This is a genomic window from Lactococcus protaetiae (genome assembly GCF_006965445.1).
Classification (GTDB): Bacteria; Bacillota; Bacilli; order Lactobacillales; family Streptococcaceae; genus Lactococcus; species Lactococcus protaetiae.
Map to the genome: position 1 here is coordinate 840,509 of NZ_CP041356.1, position 19,317 is coordinate 859,825.

A 19,317-nucleotide genomic window follows, 5' to 3' on the forward strand; every position below is an offset into this window, starting at 1 on the left:
CAACAGATAGCTCTGACAGAAGTATCAATCATTGACAGAATTCTGTCAGTAAGTACGAAGTTGAAGGCATAAGTAAACAGCCCGCTGTGCAGCCCGCAGCGTTATTGAAGTCTGCTCATTGCTGACAGCGTCCCTAGATTTTCTGTCAGTATACTGACAAAATGAGAGGAGAGAAAATGTTAACTAACCAAGAACTGACAGATAAAATCCGCAAGATTTCTCTCTCAAAATTCTCGCTTTCTTTTGAACACCAAGCTTATTGGAACAATAGACTACGTACAACTGGGGAAGATTTTTCCCAAAAGATTTACATTTGGATTTTAATCCTAAGATGGCCGAACATCCCGAGTTTGATCGTATCATTCTACACGAACTAACGCATTATCATCTCTATCGTGCGAAACGAGGTTATAAGCACAAAGATACAGATTTTAAACGACTGCTTGCTCAAGTTAACGGTTTAAGATACGCTCCAACTGTGGAACATAAGAAATATAAGTATCAGTATACTTGCTCGCAATGTGGTCAGACATACATAAGACAGCGAAAAATTAATGTGCAAAAATATCGTTGTGGAAATTGTTACGGAAAACTAAAAATCACAAAAAATATCCGTTAAGGATATTTTTTATCAAAACAAGTGCGTGCTACCTCCGCCTTACGGCTACGCTGTCGATGCTCACTAAGGCGCTGAAGCGCCTAGTCGCAATCGCAATACTCCGACCTCTTGGGTCGGAGATAAAGCAGCCGACTAAATTCAGTGGTGAGTTGAAACTCCCACTGAATAAGTCTTGACTTCATTAGATGAATGGATAACTTATTCACAATTTATCCTGAATTTGTCCTCAATCTGTTAATAACTTGATAAAAAATGTGTATAAATTGACCAAAAAAGGATGTAAATGCAAACTTTCATTTATCCACTACTAAGCGACAGGTTCTATAGCAAATACAGAACAGTGTAGTTCATTTTTTGCTTTTTATCTCAAAAAGTCGTAAAATAGTAAAAATATATTTGCTATCTTGATACAAAAAGGAGAAAATCGTGCTTAGACCAGAAACCATCGCTCAAATGCCCAAAGTTGAACTTCATTGTCATCTTGATGGCTCGCTCAGCCTTTCTTGCATCAAAACACTTGCAAAAAATGCAAAAATTAATCTAAATCTAACAGATGAAGAAATTTTAGAAAAGGCACAGGCGCCAGAAAATACACGTAATTTACTGGAATATCTTGCACGTTTTGATTTTGTTCTCCCACTTTTGCAAAGTTACACCAACCTCGAACTAGCAGCTTATGATGTGGCGCGTCAGGCAGCCTTGGATAATATACGATATATTGAAATTCGTTTCGCCCCAGAGCAGCATCTTCTGCAAAATCTAACTCTTGAAGAAGCGGTGGAAGCTGTGGTTGCAGGTTTGTCACGTGCAGAAGAAGATTTTGATATTATTGCTAACGCACTCATTTGCGGTCTTCGTCAAAGCACATTAGAGAAATTAGAAAAATTGCCTCCTATTTTTGATCATATCAATGATTCTCACCTTGTCGGTTTTGATTTAGCAGGTGATGAATTAAATTATCCACAACAGAAATTTTCTGGCTTGTTAGCTCAAGTGAATACTAGAAATGTTCATATCACACTCCACGCTGGTGAATGTCCACATTGTGAACAAAATATTGTTGACTCAGTCAATATGGGGGCAACGCGTATTGGACATGGCATCATGAGTAAAAATATACCTGATTATCAGGAAATATTGATTTCCAAAAAGATTGTGTTAGAGATGGCACCAAGTAGTAACTTTCAGACAAAATCGGTCACACGTATTGAGGACTATCCTTTCAAACAACTCTATGATAAGGGCGTACACGTCACTTTAAATACTGATAATCGAACGGTGAGTAATACCACGCTGCAAAAAGAATATGGAAAAATTTCAACTTGGTATCCTGATTTTGGGATAGAGGATTTTGAGCAGATTAATCATTACGCGATTGACGGCGCTTTTATTGATGCAGTGGAGAAGGAAGCATTACATTTTAAATTTAATGATGAATATAAAAAAATCTCTGATTAAATCAGGGATTTTTTGTTATTTTAATACTCGGTTTTCAATGACATCTGCATAGAGCGCACGGTGTTTGAATTTCCAAGTATTATTAGTTTTAATCAAAGTATCTTTGTATCGGAGGTAGGCAATCATCAGGGATTTTGAGCCATCTTCTGCGACGATAACGTGATGCGCAATGGTGTAGACATAGGCAGTGGCTGTTGTTGCTTGCTCATCTTCTAAGTCAATGGAGACCTGACCAATGAAATGAAAGGTTGTTTCATACTGTTTGAGCGCTAAAAAAGTATCAAGAAGTTGTTCAGAAGTTGTTATTTCCTCAGCAACTCCATTATTCCATGGGTAGTAGACGCTCATTCCTCCGTTTGTGTCAAAAAGTTCAAATTGTGCCTGAGTTTCCCTAGAATCTGCAAAGGTTGCATAGTCATAAATCAGTTGTTGAATTTGTTCTTTGTTGTTCATTTTTGAATTTCTCACTTTCTTGTTGAGCTAGTTTTTCATGAAGAGCTATTTTATTAGTCAAAAATTCCCGTGTTTTCTGGAGTTCCAAAATTTTTTCATCGAGTTCCAATGCTGTTTTACGAAGTAACTTGACAGAAAGCTGATGGTTCTCATAGCTATCAAAGATTTCATGAATATCTTGTAAAGAGACACCAGCGGTACGATAATGTAAGACAAGTTCAAGTCTTGTTAGACTTTCTTCGTCAAACACTCGATTGCCATTATTGTCTCGAGGGATTTTGAGAAATCCTTTTCGTTCGTAAAAACGGATACTTGAAGCAGGAACATTAAACTGTTTTGAAACGTCTTGAATAGTGGACATTTGTTCTCCTTTTGCTCTTCATGGATAAAGTATAGCACCTTAAACTTGGTTTAAGTCAAGGGATTAGTTTAAAGGAAGTGTAAATTTTTATGCGGTAGATGAGGATGAGTAGAAATTTAGTTCAGTAATACCGTTGTCTATTGGGTTTGTGGGATTTTTCTATTAGTACGACGATTGATTATACTCTCTTAAAGTATAGCAATGGACAGCTCTAGTGTGACGAAGAGGGCGGAGGAAAAAGTGAAAATATCTTGCGAGATAAATACTTCATCAAAAAAGTCCTCTTATTCGAGGACTCATTAGATATGAACTTTTATCGAAGTAAGTGCGTGCTATCTCCGCCCTTTGGGCTACGCTGTCGATGCTCGCTAAGGCGCTGAAGCGCCTAGTCGCAATCGCAACACCCCTACCTCTTAGGCAGGGGATGAAGCAGCACTAACTTTGAATTTCGTCCGACTAAATTCAGTGGCGAGTTGCCCTTTTATCAGTCGCTTTAGCGACTAGAGAAAATGGACAAATGTTTTACGAAACTCCCACTGAATAAGTCTTGACTTCATTTTTCATCGGGTGTCATAATCATTGGTACAACCAATGGTTCACGTTCTGTTTGTTTGTAAAGGAAGGGGCTAAGTGCTTCACGCATTGCTCTGGCAACAGAAGCTTCATTTGCATTTTCTTCGTTCATTGCTTCTCGAATGGCGTTGAATAAAACGCGTTGACCACTACGAATCAAATCACCAGATTCACGCATATAAATGAAACCACGTGAAAGCATATCTGGTCCAGCAAGGACGGTTTTATTTTCGAAGTCAACGGTTGCAACAGCAAGGACAATTCCGTCTTCTGAAAGCTCATGGCGATCGTGAAGTACAGCATTTCCGACATCGCCAATACCAGAGCCATCAACATAAGTATCGCTAGCTGGGAAATGGTCAGCATAGCGCGCGCTATCTGCAGTCAGAGCTAACACATCTCCGTTTTCAAAAATAAAGCAATTTTCTTTTGGAACACCAGTATCTTGAGCAAGACCAGCATGAATTTTTAACATACGATATTCACCATGAACGGGCATGAAGTATTTTGGTTTAATCAAGCGAAGCATAAGTTTTTGCTCTTGTTGTCCACCATGACCTGAGGTGTGAATATTATTCATTTTGCCATAAATTACTTCTACACCAGCTTCAGCGATTTTGTTAATGAGTTGGTTAACTCCGTGGGTGTTACCAGGGATTGCATTAGATGAGAAAACCACTGTGTCGCCCATTTGTAGAGTGATGTGGCGGTGCATTCCGTTTGCAATACGACTAAGTGCTGCCATTGGTTCACCTTGTGAACCAGTACACATGATAACGAGTTCATGTGAGGGGTATTGATTGACCTCATTTGGCTCAATAAATGTTCCTTTTGGTGCTTTAATATAGCCGAGCTCTAGTCCATTGACAATGGCTTTTTCCATTGAACGTCCAAAAACGACAATCTTACGACCAGTTTTTACTGCGCCATCAACAGCTTGTTGTAGACGGAAAATATTTGATGCGAATGAAGCAAAGATAATACGACCCTCAATACGTTCAAAAATTTTCATGATACTAGCACCAACTACTTTCTCAGAGTGAGAAAAAGTAGGGATTTCAGCATTTGTTGAGTCTGAAAGAAGCAGTAAGACACCTTCTGTACCCAGTGCTGCCATACGGTGAAGGTCAGCTGGAACGCCAACAGGTGTAAAGTCAAATTTGAAGTCACCAGTGGCAACGATTTTGCCTTGAGGTGTATCAACAACAACAGCAATAGGCTCTGGAATAGAGTGAGTGGTACTAAAGAAACTCAAGCTCAAATGATTAAATTTGATTTCACTATCAGGATGGATTTCATAGAGTTTGGCATCGCGTAAAAGCCCATGTTCTTCAAGCTTTCCACGAATCAAGGCAAGAGATAGAGGTCCTGCGTAGATGGGGATATTTGCTTGTTTGAGAAGGAATGGAATCCCACCGATATGGTCCTCATGTCCATGAGTGATAAAGAGACCTTTAATACGGTCAATATTTTCCACGATATAGGTATAATCAGGAATGACGTAATCAACTCCAAGAAGTTCATCTTCTGGGAACTTGATACCGGCGTCAATGATGACAATCTCGTCTTTGTATTCGACACCGTAAGTGTTTTTACCGATTTCGCCGAGTCCACCGATAGCATAGACTGCGACTTCATCAGATTTTATTTTTAATTGTTTTGGCATATTTCTCCTGTTCTAAGACTGTTTAAAGGTTAAAGTTTGTATTATGTTAGATCTCTATTTATACTAGCGCGATTGATGATTATACTTAGCACGTTTTTTATCAGTTTTGTCTGTTAGATACGTGGTTGTTGGATGTAAATGGGCAAAGCTCATGATGAACATTTGTCCTCTATCTCTAAGTCACTAAAGTGACAAGAATAGAAGCAACGCCAGATGGCGACAAAAGGACAGCGGAGCAACGGAGTTTTGTTGCCATTCGCAGAAAGGCACATAGAGTTCACGCCATGAAGTTAGACTGGAACGTCAATCCATTGTTGATTTTTATAATCGTTTAGCTATAGTATTTGTTTTGCATTGTGACATTGTAAAAATGAGAAATTAGCTTTAGAAATTAAACAGTATTAAATATATTCTTGCATAGTTTATATTGTTTGGTTTATTTAGCTTGTGAAAACTCTGTCTTTTCTTCAAACTGGGTAATGATGCTTATGACTTTTTTGTATCGAAAGCTATTAAATTTATTTATATTTATCGAAGTAAGTGCGTGCTATCTCCGCCCTTCGGGCTACGCGATAAACATTTGTCCGTTTTATCTAGCCGCTGAAGCGTCTGATAAAACGGCTGTCGATGCTCGCTAAGGCGCTGAAGCGCCCAGTCGCAATCGCAACACCCCTCTACCTACCTCTTAGGCAGGGGATGAAGCAGCGCTATCTCCGCTTCGCTACGCTGTCCATTCGCTCTAAATCGCTAAAGCGATAAGGCGAAGTAGCAACTTTGAATTTCGTCCGACTGCCATAGCGCCTAGGCTTCTTGGACAAGGTGACCTCATATCTTTGATGTGAGGTTGTACCTTAAATTCAGTGGCGAGTTGCCCTTTTATCAGTCGCTTCAGCGACTAGAGAAAATGGACAAATGTTTTACGAAATTCCCACTGAATAAGTCTTGACTTCATTATATTATTTTTTGTACGACAAAATCACTTTAAACTACTATCATTTTTGACAATAATCTAAAGTGGCTTGGTTTTTCGATTAATTGAAAATTAGAAGCTTGTGATTTCAAAAACGCCAGTTTCTTTTTCATATTCTACAGCTTCGTCTGAGAGTCCATCAATAAATTCGATGTGGTACTCAGTGTTCTTGGCGAGAAGTTCGCGCGCAATGATAATGCCATCGGAGATGTTATCAACATCAATGTCAAGATATAGTGTTTCGGTTGTTTCGCGTCGTGGTGAGCGGCTTTTATCTTTTTGGTAGAAAACTTTAAAAATCATTCTATATTACGAGCAGGGGCTCGTTCCTTTCATAGTGGTTCGTGTTTGCTGTTCTTTGCAATTACTATCATTTTAGCATAAATGCGTAAAAATGGAAAGTTGATGCTCATTCATCTTTGATTTTGTTATTATAAAGCGTTGTCATATTTTATAGGGGTGGAACTTGTGAGTGAAGCGTGGTAAAATATAGAGAAGTATATCTTAGAACTATATAAAAGTAAGGGATGTGGTTTTTATATTGTGTACTAGATTAACTTTAAAATGGTATATTTTATTAGTTAATCTGCACGCGTAATTAATCAAAAACAGAACGTCTTTTGGCTAATTCGGTGTAGGTAAACATATTAAAACTAGATTGATAATAATAATGAAAATATTAGCATTAGATAGCTCTTCAATTGCATTGTCCGTGGCTCTCGTTGAGGATGGAAAGTTACTTGGGGAAGTTAATTTAAATTTAAAAAAGAATCATAGTACAACACTTATGACGTCGATTGATTTTTTGATGGAACAGGCGAATCTTGAGGCAAAGGATATTGACAGAATCGCTGTGGCAAATGGCCCAGGTTCGTATACGGGACTGCGCTTAGCTGCAACTGTTGGGAAAACATTGGCTTATTCACTGAATAAAGAAATTGTTGGTGTGTCAAGTTTGTTGTCAATAGCCCTTAGGGTCAAAGGAGCAGAATATTTGGTTGTTCCTGTAATGGATGCAAGACGTGGCAATGCTTATACAGCGGTTTATCAGGATGGGAAATCTGTCATTACTGACCAACACTGTGTTTTTAGTGAATTTCTAAGTCGACTATCATCTGATTGTCCTGTCAGTACTGACAGAATTGTTTTTACGGGTGAAACAGAGCAGTTCCTTGAAGATATTGAGCGAGCTGGTTTTGACAGAGGTCAAGTGGTTACTGACAGCTTACAAAAATTGCCGTCAGCATATGAAATTGGGAAGATTGCGGAGCATCTCACTCCTGAAAATGTGCACAGTTTTGTGCCAAACTACCTTAAAAAAGTAGAAGCTGAAGAGAAATGGTTGGAAACTCATGAAGAAGCTGAAAACGCTGCTGACAACTACGTTCAAAGGGTTTAAGAGCAAAGGTTTTAATCCACGTCGTTATCTTGAAATGGTGGATGTCGAATTGGAACATGACAAGGATGGGGTGCATTATCGCTTGGCTGAGCGTTCGGATATTGTAGCGTTGCTTGCGATTGAGCGTGATGTCTATAATGGTGATATTCCGTGGACATTTTCACACTTTGAGCATGAAATTGTGAAAAATAATGATGCCTTTTTTGTGATTGCTGAACTTTCTGGAAGTGTGGTAGGATTTGTCGGCACACGCATTAATCATCATGGTGCGGATGCTCATATTACAAATTTGGCAGTTTTTAAGGCATTTCAAGGACGACAAATTGCTTCAACGTTGATTGGTCAATTAGTTCAGCTGATGAGTTTGCTTGGCAAAAGCGAGATGACACTTGAGGTAAGGCGTGATAATACCAAGGCTCAAGGGCTTTACCGAAGGCAAGGTTTTGAAACGACTAAAATTCTTCCACAGTATTACGAAGATGGTGGCGATGCCATTTGGATGGTCAAAAAGCTAAGACATGAAAATTAGAAGATTGACGCACGAAGAACGTTGTGCTGACAAAAGCCTGTCAGTGCTGACAGAAAAGATTTTAGCGATTTTATTGGAAAATTATGAAGAAACACCGTGGTCAGCTCGCTACATTGCAGCAGATTTGGCTAATGTTCATTCACATTATTTTTTAGCAGAATTAAATGAAAAAGTGATTGGGTTTTTAGCAATTTCTTCGTTTATGGATGAGATTGAAATTACAAATATTGCCGTTTTGCCTGAATTTCAAGGACATGGAGTGGCGAGTCAGTTACTGACAGAATTGTCAGTATTTACAGGAACAATATTTCTGGAAGTTCGCGAGTCAAATCATGTAGCGCAAAAATTGTATGAGAAATTTGAATTCAAAACTTACCATATCAGAAAAAATTATTATGATAAACCGCGTGAAAATGCGTTGCTTATGAGAAGAGAACAGTTTTGATGATAGTTTTGGCATTGTTCTGCATTGGCGAGTTCTGGTACGCTTTTTGTGCTAGGGCGGATACGAAGCACTGTAAATCATTGCTTTTTTACAATGATTTAGCTATGTACTAGTCCCGCTTTGAAGTGATTACTTCATCAATGGGAGATTCTTTCTCTTCCACTGATGTTAGTAGAACGAAAGCAAAGCTTAGTGTTGCTTATCCCTCCACCTAAAAGAGGTGGGGGATTTAGCAGACACTTGCTTGGTTAAAATCCAAAAGGATTTTACACCACGGGTGTCCAGTCATTCTAAGTTGCCATAGCATCAAGACGAAATGGCTTGCTACAGCACTAAGGTACTGAGTCAAAGTCGAAAACCGCTGTGTGCCTTTTGTTCTTGCTACTAAAAGGACAGTGGAGCACGGAGCTGTGTAGAATGTTCGCAGAATAGCGCACGAAGTAGGGTGTCATGGTGCCGTATTTTACACCGTGAAGTTAGATCGCTATGTCAATCCGTTGTTGGTTTTTACAACGGATTAGTTCATAGTACAAAAATAAGAAGAAAAGATTGATGAAAGATAACTATATATTAGCTTTTGAAACATCTTGTGATGAAACTTCTGTGGCTATTTTAAAAAATGGTACAGAATTATTGTCTAATATCATTGCAAGTCAAATTAACAGTCACAAACGTTTTGGTGGTGTCGTGCCTGAAATTGCCAGTCGGCATCATGTGGAACAGATTACAGTTTGTATTGAAGCGGCACTTGAAGAAGCAAAAATTAGCGCATCTGAGCTGACTGCTGTTGCGGTGACACAAGGACCAGGGCTAAATGGGGCATTGCTTGTAGGAATAATGGCTGCCAAAACTTTTGCTTGGGCAAATCATTTGCCCTTGATTCCTGTGAATCATATGGCAGGTCATTTGATGGCTGCCAGGCTCGTTGATGAGATTGAATATCCAGCGATGGCACTCTTGGTTTCGGGAGGACACAGTGAATTGGTTTATGTTGAGCGCGAAGGAAGCTATAAGAAAGTTGGGGAAACGCGTGATGATGCGGCTGGTGAGGCTTATGACAAAGTAGGGCGTGTCATGGGGTTGACTTATCCAAGTGGGAAAGTGATTGATGAACTTGCACATAAAGGACAAGATACTTACCATTTTCCCCGTGCAATGATGACGACAAATGAAGTTGAATTTAGCTTTTCTGGTCTGAAATCAGCATTTATCAATCTCGTGCATAATGAAAATCAAAAGGGAAATGATGTGGTAAAAGATGATTTAGAAAATCTTGCAGCATCATTTCAGGCAGCGGTTATTGATGTTTTGGTCGCAAAAACTAAATTGGCCATTGAGAAATACCCAGTGAAAACTTTGATTATTGGTGGAGGTGTTTCAGCAAATCAGGGTCTGCGTGATAGATTGAATGATGAAATTGTTGAGCAAAAGCTGATTGTTCCCCCTCTTAGACTTTGTGGGGACAACGCTGGAATGATTGCAGCGGCAGCATATGTTGAGTGGGAAAAGGGAAGTCGTGGCAGTCTTGCGTTGAACGCTAAGCCAAGTCTTGTATTTGAAGACTTAGCTTGATATTATAGCCAATTACAGTATGAAACAAGGATGAATGGACGAAGTTCTATCCGATTTTAACTTAGCAAGTGCGCGAAGCGGAGGTGTGACCTCATATCTTTGATGTTAAGCAGACTGTTGCAGCTTTAGCTACGTACAGGTCACCTAGAGGTTGTGTCCTAACATTGATGGGGAGAAAGAATCCCCCACCAATGAAGTAATCACTTCAAATTGGATAGATCTCTTCAGTTTTTGAAAGGAAAGTTAGTGCTAAAAATTAAAGGAAAAACATTGTCAGGTTTTATATTTGATGATGAGTTTGAAAGTGTTGCCGAGTTCATTCAGCTTCAATTGGAGGATTTTCCAGCAATGGATGATAGTGTTGAGATTCTAAATGTTGAAATTGATGAAGAAATTTATCATTTTATGGGTAACGCAGGCGAATTATATTATGAACTGACTAAAAAATAAAAATGCACTAACAGAAGCTTCTGTCGGTGCATTTTTATTTGTTTTGCATTTGAAATACTGAATAGTAGTCGCTCAGAACGGCTAAGTCAAGAACAGCTATCAATGTTTTGTCTATTTTTTTACGACAGGAACCCAGAATTCACCATAGGCAGTACCGTCTTCGTTAAGTTTACGGTAAGTCGCATTTGGACCGCCGATATAGGCATAGTCGGTAATCTGGCTGAGTACTTCACCAAATGCGCGATAGGTCAGCTCGTCAAATAAAGTTTCAGGTGCTCCATTGCCTGAAACGACGATATATTCGCTTTCTGGAAATTCAATAATCCGAGTTGCATCAGCGATTGTTTTGCTTGTTTCTACTGCAAAGTAATTCCAGGGCTGACCTTGATAAACTTCATTGACGGACCATTCAAGCTCATTTTTAGCTGAATTTTTGAGCTTTTCAAATCGTCCATCATACTTGAGAGATTGCCAAAATTCATTCTTTTCAGCAATGAGTGCTTGAGGATTTTGAAAATCTGCTTGGATGGTAAAGCCATAACCGACTAAACTAAAGGCGGTTTTGTGTTCTAAAGTATATTCTAACATCTTATGCTTTCTATATTTTGGATTGATGGGCAGATTTTTGCTCGTCAATCATTTGGGACTGACAACGGTTAGTTCGTGAATAGACCGACCCTTGTCGTCAATAAAGAGTAGCCAACTGTTTGTGCCAGCAAAGTAGAGAAAATAGCTCACATCATTGACTGAGCGCAGAACAATATCTTCAGTTGTTACCCAGTTTTTGTTATCAAATTGTGCTTTATGCTCATCGCGCAATGTTTTTGTAAAAGTCCACGCCAGACCAAGAGAACCATCAGCACGCTTTGGACATTCACTGTCTGGTAACATTTTTGCACCTTTTTTTATCCGCATTTCAGTGGATTTTTCCCAGATAATATCAGCCTTTGCACCTTGATAGTCCACATGAAAGACAATGTCTGAAATGGCTTTTTTCCAGCGATGTTGGGCTTTGGGAGAAACAAATTTTTTCTTTTCTAGCTTGATACCAAAAGCCAAAAGAGCTAATAGAAACTCATCAGCGGCTTTCGCGCAGGCGTTATAGATATTTGGGGGTAATTTGACCGGTTCAGGTTTTGCAGCTAATTTCAGACCTGTACTTTCTGCTGTTTCCACTAAGTATTGTGTGAGATGTAGCGTTTCCAAGTCATAGCCAGAGGGATTCAAGATAATGACTTGCTCAAACTCCAGTTTTGGAATAAGGATTTGATTGGCTGCTATCATTTTGATTTGCTTTTTATTTAGCAAGAAGAAAATCTCATTTTCATTAAGTTTAAACCTGTTATTATTACAATCTAATAGTTGTAAATGGCTTCCAGAAGGTAAATTAATCAAAGTCTTTTGTCCGTCAAAAGTCACGCTAAATGTTATTTTTTTCATAGATTTATTATATCAAGATGTGAGTACGATTGGCAAGAAATGATGAAAAATAGAAAATCTCGGAGAGAAACGGAGTTTCTTGGAGAGATTTATCTTTTTTCACTCATTTCTAATTGTACGAACTCAATTATTACAAGATGTGAGTACGATTGGCAAGAAATGATGAAAATAGATAAATTTCTAACCGTGCGGACCAGGTAGTATCACTGACGAAATTACTGTCAGTGATTTTCTATATTTTTTCGGCGCGTAGCCAAAGTTCTCCGTGTCCGTCAGTACTGACAAAAGCATAATTTCCTGGACCTACATATTTGTAATCTGTAATCTCTTGTAAAAGTCCACCAAATACTTTTCCGGTCAGCATATCAGTAGTTTCATTCTCTCCTGAAACAACGATATAATCACCTGCGAGAAAGTTCAACACTTCGGAGCCTTCAATGTTAAAATCGCCCATTGCACCGAAACCACGCCACGCCTTACCGTCTATGACATAATTGATTTGATATTCTTGACCATCAGCGAGTTCAAGTAATTCAGCAAGTTTTCCGTTTTCAGTAATTTCTGCTTTTTTTGTGGTGGCTTTTGCAGCATTTCCCGCCCAATCATTAAAGTCATCAAAAGTTACGCCAAAGGCAGTCATTTTGTAGTCATTGTCTATGTGTTTAATTGTATAAGTCATAGTTGTGCTCTTTTCTTTTTTTGATAAAATAAGTATAATCATTAAATGTATCAAAAAAAGATACTTTTTATAGAAATGAGATTAACATGAACAAAATGACTCACTTACTTATTTTTACCATCCTCTTAGCGAGCATAACGGCACTTTATCATTTTCATCAGTTTCAATCTATGCCTTTTTATCAAAACAAGTGCTGACAAGATAGAAATTACTTACAAATAATTTACTGACAAACTCCAAAAAATCCTGTCAGTATGCTGACAGAACTAGAAAGGTGAAATTTATGAAAAAAACAGAACGAATTAACCTTATCATGCGCTATATCAATAATCGTGCGCATTTTACGATCGCAGAAATTCAACGTCAATTTAAAGTTTCAAGAGCGACTGCCATCCGCGACATCAATGAAATTCAAGAAATGGGTTTTCCTTTGACAACAGAGTTAGGACGAGGTGGTGGCTACTATGTACTACAAAATCAGTATTTACCAGCTGTAAGATTTAATCCCGAAGAGCTTAAAGCGATATTTATTAGTTTTCTTGCTTCTAAAAATTCACAACTTCCCTATTTGCAAAATCGACGTTCAATTACTGAGAAGTTGATTGGGATTGCGAATCTCACTCAGCAAGATGAACTGATTGCGCTGGGCGATATTTTATTGTTTGAAAATACTAATCCAGCTAACCCTCATATTTTTGAATTAGATGACTATGCGCCTTTTGAGCTCAATCAACTCATTGACGTCGCGGTACGTGACCGTCATTTGCGCGTGACTTATGAAGAAAACTCTGGTTGGCCACAATTGATGGATATTTGGCTTTTGCACATTTTTAATACGAATGGACAATGGTTAGTTGAATTATTTGATTTTGAAAGTGAGCATTTTATGTATTTGCCTGTAGATAAGTTGCGACATTCCGCGATTTCTGATGAAGAACTTTTGCTATCTGAGCAAGAAATTTTAGAGCGGAAATTAGAAGAAGCAAGAGCGGCAAATCTGGCTGTAAAACTTGATGGAATTGCGATACAGCGTTTTAAAAGAATGCATCCACCAGGAATCATCCTGTCTTTTACAGGAATGTTCCAGTCGAGCGGGAGTTTTAATATACAACTTGATGTTGAGGATAAATCTCTTGTTGAATACTATGCAGACTGGCTTTTATTTCTAGGAAAGGGAGTTCAGTTTGACCGTATTCCAGAGGAACTGCGAAGTGTTTTGGAGCAACGGCTGAGAGATTTAAGGTTACCTTGAGTATGAGCTAAGTTTTCGTAAAGATTATCTTGATATACTTTCTTCAAACGAAAAAGAAAGCAGGACAATCTTATGAAAAAAACAATTATGATTAAAAATATTAGCTACGAATTTGTGAAATCCGAAGAATCAATGCTCCACCCATTTCAAGAATCAGACAATCAGTATAAAAAGCTAATCAATCCAGAATGAGAAAGAGTGTTTTTATGCTAAAATAATGTTGAGAAAGCGAGGAAACACAAAATGGTACAAGAAATCACACTTCATGGAGAAAAAGTTGCAAAAATTAATCCTGTAACCACAGGAAAAGCTCCTGATTTTACGCTGACAGACTTGAATGGAAATAGTGTAACGCTGTCTCTACTTACAAAACCTGTATTAATCAGTATTTTTCCTGATATTAATACAAGAATTTGTTCATTGCAGACGAAACATTTTAATGTTGAAGCGGCAAAACACACAGAGATAGATTTTTTAAGTATTTCTAACAACACAGCTGAGGAACAAAGAAATTGGTGTGCCGCAGAAGGTGTAGATATGACAATTTTGGCAGACAATGGCGAATTTGGACGTGCTTATGGACTGATTCTTGACGGTGGACCGCTTGAAGGACGTCTTGCTCGTTCGGTTTTTGTCATAAAAGATGGAGAAGTCATCTATAGCGAAATCTTAGAAGAATTGAGCGAAGAACCTAACTACGCAGCAGCTCTCGCAGCAACAAAATAATTCATCTTTATCAAAGCAGCTATTCTTTCAAAATGTGCCAATGCCTTATTGAGTGGTGCTAATAAGAATTTGTGTTAAGAATTGAAGTGATTACTTCATCAGTAGGAGATTCTTTCTCTCCTACTGACGTTAGTAGAACGAAAGCAAAGATTGCCATTTCGCCTTGTCGCTTTAGCGATTTAGAGCGAATGGACAGTGGAGCGAAGCGGAGATAGTGCTGCTTATCCCTCCACCTAAAGAGGTGGGGAGTTGCCACTCCGACTAGGTGCTTTGCCTTTTGCTCTTGCAAGCTTTGCTTGCTAAGCAAACGGACAGCGGAGCAACGAAGTTGCGTAGACTGTTCGCAGAACGGTGTGCGAAGCACGTAGCACCGTAGCGAGGATGGACAGCGCAGCCCAAAGGGCGAAGATAGCACGCACTTGCTTGGTTAAAGTAAATCAGTGTGATAGTGTGTTCTGTCAGTACTGACAAAAGTAGAAAATCAGACAGGCAATTTGCCTGTTTTTTTATATGCAAGTAAACCGAACAATTAGAAAAATCTCATATCAAAATTACAAAATATTTACACGCATTCTGCGGAAAAAGTAGTAGAATGGGAATAGTGAATTAAGAATCAATTTAGGAGAAAATATGATTGACGTAATCGATTTGAAAAAGCAATTTGACAATGGTTTCACTGCACTGGAATCAGTCAGTTTTTCCATTGAAAAGGGAGATTTGGTTTGTCTTCTAGGCCCGTCAGGTTGTGGTAAATCAACGATATTGAATCTTGTAGCTGGTCTTTTGACCCCTTCGGCAGGCGATATTCAATTTAGTGGAAAGTCCGTGGTTCACACTGCACCCAAAGACAGAAATATTGGTTTCGTCTTTCAAAACTATGCGCTTTATCCGCACATGACTGTCCTTGAAAATATCATGTTTCCATTGACTGTTGGTAAAAATAAAATCAAAAAAGATGAAGCAAAAAAGATTGCTGAAGAATATATGGCACTAACAAATATTGAAGATTTAAGTGCTAAAAAACCGGGAACACTTTCTGGTGGTCAACAGCAACGAGTAGCAATCACGCGCGCTCTGGTTCAAAAACCAGAAGTGCTTTTACTTGATGAACCACTCTCCAACCTAGATGCTAGATTGCGTCTAAGAATCCGTGAGGAAATTCGCAAACTTGTTAAAGAAGTTGGGATTACAGCAATTTTTGTTACCCATGACCAAGAAGAAGCACTTTCTATCTCTGACAAAATTATCATCATGAATGAAGGTGTTGTTCAACAGTATGATGACCCACAAAATCTCTATCTTGAGCCAGCTAATTTGTTTGTTGCAAAATTTATCGGCTCACCTATTATCAATACTTTAGAAATTAGAATTTCCAATGGTCAAATTGATTTCGGTGCTTTTACAACACCTCTGTCAGTACTGACAGAAAGTCGTCAGAAGAAAAAATTGCTTGATGGTGTTTATACTTTTGCAATCAGACCAGAGGATGTCCAACCTGTTACAGAACACGGTCTTGTCAGTATGCACGCTGCTGAAAATGAGGTGATTGGGCGTGACTCAATCATTCGCTTTGAAAAAAACGGAACGACCATCAAATCTATTGTCAATCTCGAAAATACAGTTCGTGATGAAGAAAAATTGCTCCATTTTAATTTTAATAAAGCGTTTATTTTTGATGAAAGTGGGGCGCGTGTTTATTGATGACAAAGAAAAAATATCGACCTGAAAATCAGAAAAAAGCATGGTGGTTTTTGCTTCCTTCTTTGCTCGTGATTGCAGTGTTCAGTATCTATCCACTATTTCGGTCATTTTATATGAGCTTCCAGTCTGGGTTTTTGCTGAATCAACAATTTGCAGGTTTTAGTAATTATATTCAGATTTTCCATGACCCTGTTTTTATTCAGGCACTTGAAAATACAGCAATTTTTGGGATAGTGGTTGTTCCATTGGCACTCGCTATTTCACTTTTAATTGCATGGATTATCTTTGAAAAAGTTAAACATAAAGCCATTTTTGAAACGATTTTCTTTATGCCTTATGTCACATCAATGATTGCCGTTGGGATTATTTTTCAATATTTCTTCAATAAAGATTATGGGATGGTCAACTTTTTACTAGGTCTTGTTGGAATTCCATCGGTCAATTGGCTAGATAATATTCATATGAGTATTCCCACACTCATTATCTTTGGGATTTGGAATGGACTTGCTTTTAACATTATTATTCTATTATCAGGCTTTCGTAATATTAATCCTGAGTATTACACCATTGCAGAAATGTATGGGGCAACAGGCTGGGAAAAATTCAGCCGTATCACCTTTCCGCAACTTTTGCCTACGATTAGTTTTCTTTTAACAGTGAACTTTATCGGTGCTTTCAAAGTCTATACCGAAGTTTTCGCACTATTTGGCGGGCAAGCGGGGATTGCAAATTCGGCAGTCACGGCAGTCTTCTATATCTACAATAAGTTCTACTTGATGGGCAGACCAGGGGTGGCTATGGCAGCATCAGTTGTACTTTTCTTGATTATTATTGTAATTACGATTGTTCAGAGAATGTTGACAAGGAGAAAAGATATATGAGAAAAATAACTACGGGACTTGCTTACGCTTTCTTATTGGTCATGTCGCTCATTACGTTATTTCCCTTTGTTTATATGATTTTGACAGGATTGATGACTCATCAAGAAACGGTGCAAATGCCGCCTACATTGATTCCACATAGTTTACAATTTTCAAACTATGTAGAAGTTTTCAAAGAGATTCCGTTTTTACGTTATTTCGTCAATACACTCTTTGTGTCAGTGATAACGACCGTCGCGACACTGATTACTTGTACGCTCGCTGCATTTGCTCTGACGAGTTTACAGTTTAGGTTCAAAAAACTAATTTTTACCATCATGGTTGGACTTTTGATGGTTCCTTATGAGTCTATTATTTTTACGAATTATAATACGATTGCCAATCTTGGACTACTTAATACTTATGCAGCATTGATTGTGCCGTTTTTGACGAGTATTTTCTATATTTACTTCCTCAATAACTATATGAAAGCCATGCCCGATAGCATTTACAAGGCAGCAAAAGTTGATGGTGCAAGTGATATGGAGTATATTTGGCGAGTGTTGGTGCCAATGGTGCGGCCAGCTTTAGTTACTGTGGGTATTCTGACTTTTATCATGAGTTGGAATTCATTCCTTTGGCCTCTCCTTGTCACGAACAACGACAATATGCGGCTCTTGAATAATGGATTGGCTGCTTTTGAAACAGAATCAGGAGCGCAAACGCAGCTGCAAATGGCAGCTGCAACGATGACTGTCGTGCCAGTGTTGATTATTTATTTTGTTTTCCGAAAGGAAATTATTAAAGGAGTATCAAATAATGGAACAAAAGGATAAAGTTGAAATTACTTTTCATGCTGGAGTCTTGACAATTGGTGGAACAGTTGTTGAAGTGGCTTACAAGGATGCGCATCTCTTTTTTGACTTTGGAACGGAGTTTCGTCCAGAGCTAGACTTGCCTGATGATAAGCTGGAAACACTTCTTTTACATCAGTTGATTCCTGATTTAGAGGGACTTTATGATGAACGTTTGAATCACGTTTATCAAGGAGAAAGCGTTCGTCAGTTCAAGCATACGGCAGTTTTTATATCACATGCGCACTTGGATCATACGCGTATGATTAATTATCTTGAACCCTCTATTCCTATGTATGCATTGGAGGCTACGGCATCAGTTGTTCCAGCACTTAATAAGAATGGTGATTTCTTAATCCCGTCTCCTTTTGAAGTTCAAAACTTTACGAGAGAGATTACTGGTCTAAAACCTTATAGTAAGGTTCAGCTTGGTGAGATAGAAGTTGAGATTGCTCCTGTAGACCATGATGCTTACGGTGCGGCAGGATTGATTATTCGTGTAGCTGGGAAAAAAATTGCTTATACAGGTGATCTGAGACTTCATGGCTACGACCCACAAGATACCGTGGAATTTTGTAAACGTGCTTTTCATGCGGATGCATTGATTATGGAAGGGGTATCTATCAGCTTTCCTGAGCGAGACCATGACGCTGAAGCAGTAGAAATTCAATCTGAACAAGATTTGATTACGCAAATGATAAAGCTTATCAATGAAAATCCAAAGCGTCAACTGACTTTTAATGGCTATCCAGCCAATCTGAAACGTTTTAGCCAAATTGTGAAACAATCACCACGAGAAGTGGTGCTAAATAGCGAAATGGCAACACTTTTGCTCGAAGTTTTTGGGCAAAAAGTGCATTATTATACTGACGAAAATACGGTCAGTACTGACAAACTTGACCCTCAACTTGAAGTACCTTATCAGGAACTTCTTGATGATGATGAACATTATTTTTGGCAAGTTACCACTCATTTTGAGCGGTTACAAAAAGGCGGATTATATATCCATTCGGATGCAACACCACTTGGGGATTTTGATCCTGCTTATGCCAAATTCCTTGCGCTACTTGCTGAGTTGGACATTACTTTTGTTCGCTTGGCTTGCTCTGGTCATGCAATACCAGATGATTTAGATAAAATTATCAGTATGATAGAGCCCCAACTTTTGCTTCCTATCCATAGCTATCATCCAGAAAAATTGGAAAATCCCTATGGTCGAAGAATCTTGCCTACTCGTGGGCAAACTGTCGCTTTGTGAGCTTTGCTTACTTGTTGTATTTGTTTATCTCTAATTCATGAAAAGTTAGGTG

The 19,317-nt window shown here is 38.5% G+C and carries 20 protein-coding genes and 1 pseudogene; 14 read left to right on the forward strand and 7 right to left on the reverse strand.

Annotated elements, in window-relative coordinates:
- The first annotated feature begins 176 nt into the window (after positions 1 to 176).
- A pseudogene (locus FLP15_RS04310) lies at positions 177 to 619 on the forward strand (SprT family protein).
- Between the two features lie 426 nt (positions 620 to 1,045).
- Positions 1,046 to 2,077: an adenosine deaminase gene (add, locus tag FLP15_RS04315; RefSeq protein WP_142766138.1), complete on the forward strand. Its 1,032-nt coding sequence runs from the start codon at positions 1,046 to 1,048 to the stop codon at positions 2,075 to 2,077.
- 15 nt (positions 2,078 to 2,092) lie between these two features.
- Here add and FLP15_RS04320 read toward each other — a convergent pair whose 3' ends face one another.
- The 3 genes from FLP15_RS04320 to rnjA all read right to left on the reverse strand — a co-directional run bounded on the left by FLP15_RS04320 (position 2,093) and on the right by rnjA (position 5,130).
- Positions 2,093 to 2,530: a nuclear transport factor 2 family protein gene (locus FLP15_RS04320; RefSeq protein WP_142766139.1), complete on the reverse strand. Its 438-nt coding sequence runs from the start codon at positions 2,528 to 2,530 to the stop codon at positions 2,093 to 2,095.
- Positions 2,493 to 2,891, reverse strand: coding sequence for a MerR family transcriptional regulator (locus tag FLP15_RS04325; RefSeq protein ID WP_142766140.1), 399 nt, complete (start codon positions 2,889 to 2,891; stop codon positions 2,493 to 2,495). Before FLP15_RS04325 ends, FLP15_RS04320 begins: the two co-directional genes overlap by 38 nt.
- A gap of 553 nt (positions 2,892 to 3,444) precedes the next feature.
- A complete protein-coding gene (rnjA, locus tag FLP15_RS04330; RefSeq protein ID WP_142766141.1) occupies positions 3,445 to 5,130 on the reverse strand; it encodes a ribonuclease J1 in 1,686 nt (561 codons plus the stop codon).
- Positions 5,131 to 5,318: 188 nt separating this feature from the next.
- Here rnjA and FLP15_RS13010 point away from each other — a divergent pair, with 188 nt between their 5' ends.
- Positions 5,319 to 5,465: a hypothetical protein gene (locus FLP15_RS13010; RefSeq protein ID WP_223804723.1), complete on the forward strand. Its 147-nt coding sequence runs from the start codon at positions 5,319 to 5,321 to the stop codon at positions 5,463 to 5,465.
- 707 nt (positions 5,466 to 6,172) lie between these two features.
- On the opposite strand, the gene FLP15_RS04335 is transcribed toward FLP15_RS13010, so the two are convergent.
- Positions 6,173 to 6,403: a DNA-directed RNA polymerase subunit epsilon gene (locus FLP15_RS04335; RefSeq protein ID WP_142766142.1), complete on the reverse strand. Its 231-nt coding sequence runs from the start codon at positions 6,401 to 6,403 to the stop codon at positions 6,173 to 6,175.
- A gap of 367 nt (positions 6,404 to 6,770) precedes the next feature.
- Here FLP15_RS04335 and tsaB point away from each other — a divergent pair, with 367 nt between their 5' ends.
- From tsaB to FLP15_RS04360, 5 genes are all read left to right on the forward strand, one after another.
- A complete protein-coding gene (tsaB, locus tag FLP15_RS04340; RefSeq protein WP_142766143.1) occupies positions 6,771 to 7,499 on the forward strand; it encodes a tRNA (adenosine(37)-N6)-threonylcarbamoyltransferase complex dimerization subunit type 1 TsaB in 729 nt (242 codons plus the stop codon).
- Positions 7,453 to 8,028 carry a ribosomal protein S18-alanine N-acetyltransferase gene (rimI, locus tag FLP15_RS04345; protein ID WP_142766144.1) on the forward strand — a complete coding sequence of 192 codons (576 nt, stop codon included), beginning with the start codon at positions 7,453 to 7,455 and terminating at the stop codon, positions 8,026 to 8,028. Before tsaB ends, rimI (FLP15_RS04345) begins: the two co-directional genes overlap by 47 nt.
- Entirely contained in the window at positions 8,018 to 8,473 is a 456-nt protein-coding gene (gene rimI / locus FLP15_RS04350) for a ribosomal protein S18-alanine N-acetyltransferase (protein WP_142766145.1), read from the forward strand. The genes rimI (FLP15_RS04345) and rimI (FLP15_RS04350) overlap by 11 nt, the downstream gene beginning before the upstream one ends.
- Positions 8,474 to 9,025: 552 nt before the next feature.
- Entirely contained in the window at positions 9,026 to 10,045 is a 1,020-nt protein-coding gene (gene tsaD, locus FLP15_RS04355; protein WP_142766146.1) for a tRNA (adenosine(37)-N6)-threonylcarbamoyltransferase complex transferase subunit TsaD, read from the forward strand.
- A 246-nt stretch (positions 10,046 to 10,291) separates the two neighbouring features.
- Positions 10,292 to 10,495 (forward strand): DUF4649 domain-containing protein, encoded by a 204-nt coding sequence (locus FLP15_RS04360; RefSeq protein ID WP_142766147.1) that lies wholly within the window; start codon positions 10,292 to 10,294, stop codon positions 10,493 to 10,495.
- Between the two features lie 111 nt (positions 10,496 to 10,606).
- Here FLP15_RS04360 and FLP15_RS04365 read toward each other — a convergent pair whose 3' ends face one another.
- From FLP15_RS04365 to FLP15_RS04375, 3 genes are all read right to left on the reverse strand, one after another.
- Positions 10,607 to 11,083 carry a GyrI-like domain-containing protein gene (locus tag FLP15_RS04365; RefSeq protein ID WP_142766148.1) on the reverse strand — a complete coding sequence of 159 codons (477 nt, stop codon included), beginning with the start codon at positions 11,081 to 11,083 and terminating at the stop codon, positions 10,607 to 10,609.
- Positions 11,084 to 11,131: 48 nt separating this feature from the next.
- A complete protein-coding gene (locus FLP15_RS04370; protein WP_142766149.1) occupies positions 11,132 to 11,935 on the reverse strand; it encodes a hypothetical protein in 804 nt (267 codons plus the stop codon).
- Positions 11,936 to 12,167: 232 nt separating this feature from the next.
- Positions 12,168 to 12,614: an early set domain-containing protein gene (locus FLP15_RS04375; protein ID WP_142766150.1), complete on the reverse strand. Its 447-nt coding sequence runs from the start codon at positions 12,612 to 12,614 to the stop codon at positions 12,168 to 12,170.
- 283 nt (positions 12,615 to 12,897) lie between these two features.
- Between FLP15_RS04375 and FLP15_RS04380 the strand changes: the two genes are divergently transcribed.
- The 6 genes from FLP15_RS04380 (at position 12,898) to FLP15_RS04405 (ending at position 19,265) form a co-directional block, all read left to right on the forward strand.
- A complete protein-coding gene (locus tag FLP15_RS04380; protein ID WP_223804724.1) occupies positions 12,898 to 13,866 on the forward strand; it encodes a helix-turn-helix transcriptional regulator in 969 nt (322 codons plus the stop codon).
- Between the two features lie 243 nt (positions 13,867 to 14,109).
- A complete protein-coding gene (locus FLP15_RS04385) occupies positions 14,110 to 14,592 on the forward strand; it encodes a thiol peroxidase (RefSeq protein ID WP_142766151.1) in 483 nt (160 codons plus the stop codon).
- A gap of 630 nt (positions 14,593 to 15,222) precedes the next feature.
- Positions 15,223 to 16,293, forward strand: a complete 1,071-nt coding sequence (locus FLP15_RS04390; RefSeq protein ID WP_142766152.1) for an ABC transporter ATP-binding protein — start codon at positions 15,223 to 15,225, stop codon at positions 16,291 to 16,293.
- Positions 16,293 to 17,174, forward strand: a complete 882-nt coding sequence (locus FLP15_RS04395; protein WP_142766153.1) for a carbohydrate ABC transporter permease — start codon at positions 16,293 to 16,295, stop codon at positions 17,172 to 17,174. The genes FLP15_RS04390 and FLP15_RS04395 overlap by 1 nt, the downstream gene beginning before the upstream one ends.
- Positions 17,171 to 17,989: a carbohydrate ABC transporter permease gene (locus tag FLP15_RS04400; protein WP_142766154.1), complete on the forward strand. Its 819-nt coding sequence runs from the start codon at positions 17,171 to 17,173 to the stop codon at positions 17,987 to 17,989. Before FLP15_RS04395 ends, FLP15_RS04400 begins: the two co-directional genes overlap by 4 nt.
- On the forward strand, positions 17,973 to 19,265 hold the full coding sequence (locus FLP15_RS04405; RefSeq protein WP_142766155.1) for an MBL fold metallo-hydrolase: 1,293 nt from the start codon (positions 17,973 to 17,975) through the stop codon (positions 19,263 to 19,265). The genes FLP15_RS04400 and FLP15_RS04405 overlap by 17 nt, the downstream gene beginning before the upstream one ends.
- Positions 19,266 to 19,317 lie beyond the last annotated feature (52 nt).

What these genes read in the sequence shown, in the direction of transcription:
- FLP15_RS04320 (WP_142766139.1), bottom strand. Translation starts at nt 2,530, where the DNA reads ATGAACAACAAAGAACAAATTCAACAACTGATTTATGACTATGCAACC.
- FLP15_RS04325 (WP_142766140.1), bottom strand. Translation starts at nt 2,891, where the DNA reads ATGTCCACTATTCAAGACGTTTCAAAACAGTTTAATGTTCCTGCTTCA.
- rnjA (WP_142766141.1), bottom strand. Translation starts at nt 5,130, where the DNA reads ATGCCAAAACAATTAAAAATAAAATCTGATGAAGTCGCAGTCTATGCT.
- FLP15_RS04335 (WP_142766142.1), bottom strand. Translation starts at nt 6,403, where the DNA reads ATGATTTTTAAAGTTTTCTACCAAAAAGATAAAAGCCGCTCACCACGA.
- tsaB (WP_142766143.1), top strand. Translation starts at nt 6,771, where the DNA reads ATGAAAATATTAGCATTAGATAGCTCTTCAATTGCATTGTCCGTGGCT.
- rimI (WP_142766144.1), top strand. Translation starts at nt 7,453, where the DNA reads ATGAAGAAGCTGAAAACGCTGCTGACAACTACGTTCAAAGGGTTTAAG.
- rimI (WP_142766145.1), top strand. Translation starts at nt 8,018, where the DNA reads ATGAAAATTAGAAGATTGACGCACGAAGAACGTTGTGCTGACAAAAGC.
- tsaD (WP_142766146.1), top strand. Translation starts at nt 9,026, where the DNA reads ATGAAAGATAACTATATATTAGCTTTTGAAACATCTTGTGATGAAACT.
- FLP15_RS04365 (WP_142766148.1), bottom strand. Translation starts at nt 11,083, where the DNA reads ATGTTAGAATATACTTTAGAACACAAAACCGCCTTTAGTTTAGTCGGT.
- FLP15_RS04370 (WP_142766149.1), bottom strand. Translation starts at nt 11,935, where the DNA reads ATGAAAAAAATAACATTTAGCGTGACTTTTGACGGACAAAAGACTTTG.
- FLP15_RS04375 (WP_142766150.1), bottom strand. Translation starts at nt 12,614, where the DNA reads ATGACTTATACAATTAAACACATAGACAATGACTACAAAATGACTGCC.
- FLP15_RS04380 (WP_223804724.1), top strand. Translation starts at nt 12,898, where the DNA reads ATGAAAAAAACAGAACGAATTAACCTTATCATGCGCTATATCAATAAT.
- FLP15_RS04385 (WP_142766151.1), top strand. Translation starts at nt 14,110, where the DNA reads ATGGTACAAGAAATCACACTTCATGGAGAAAAAGTTGCAAAAATTAAT.
- FLP15_RS04390 (WP_142766152.1), top strand. Translation starts at nt 15,223, where the DNA reads ATGATTGACGTAATCGATTTGAAAAAGCAATTTGACAATGGTTTCACT.
- FLP15_RS04395 (WP_142766153.1), top strand. Translation starts at nt 16,293, where the DNA reads ATGACAAAGAAAAAATATCGACCTGAAAATCAGAAAAAAGCATGGTGG.
- FLP15_RS04400 (WP_142766154.1), top strand. Translation starts at nt 17,171, where the DNA reads ATGAGAAAAATAACTACGGGACTTGCTTACGCTTTCTTATTGGTCATG.
- FLP15_RS04405 (WP_142766155.1), top strand. Translation starts at nt 17,973, where the DNA reads ATGGAACAAAAGGATAAAGTTGAAATTACTTTTCATGCTGGAGTCTTG.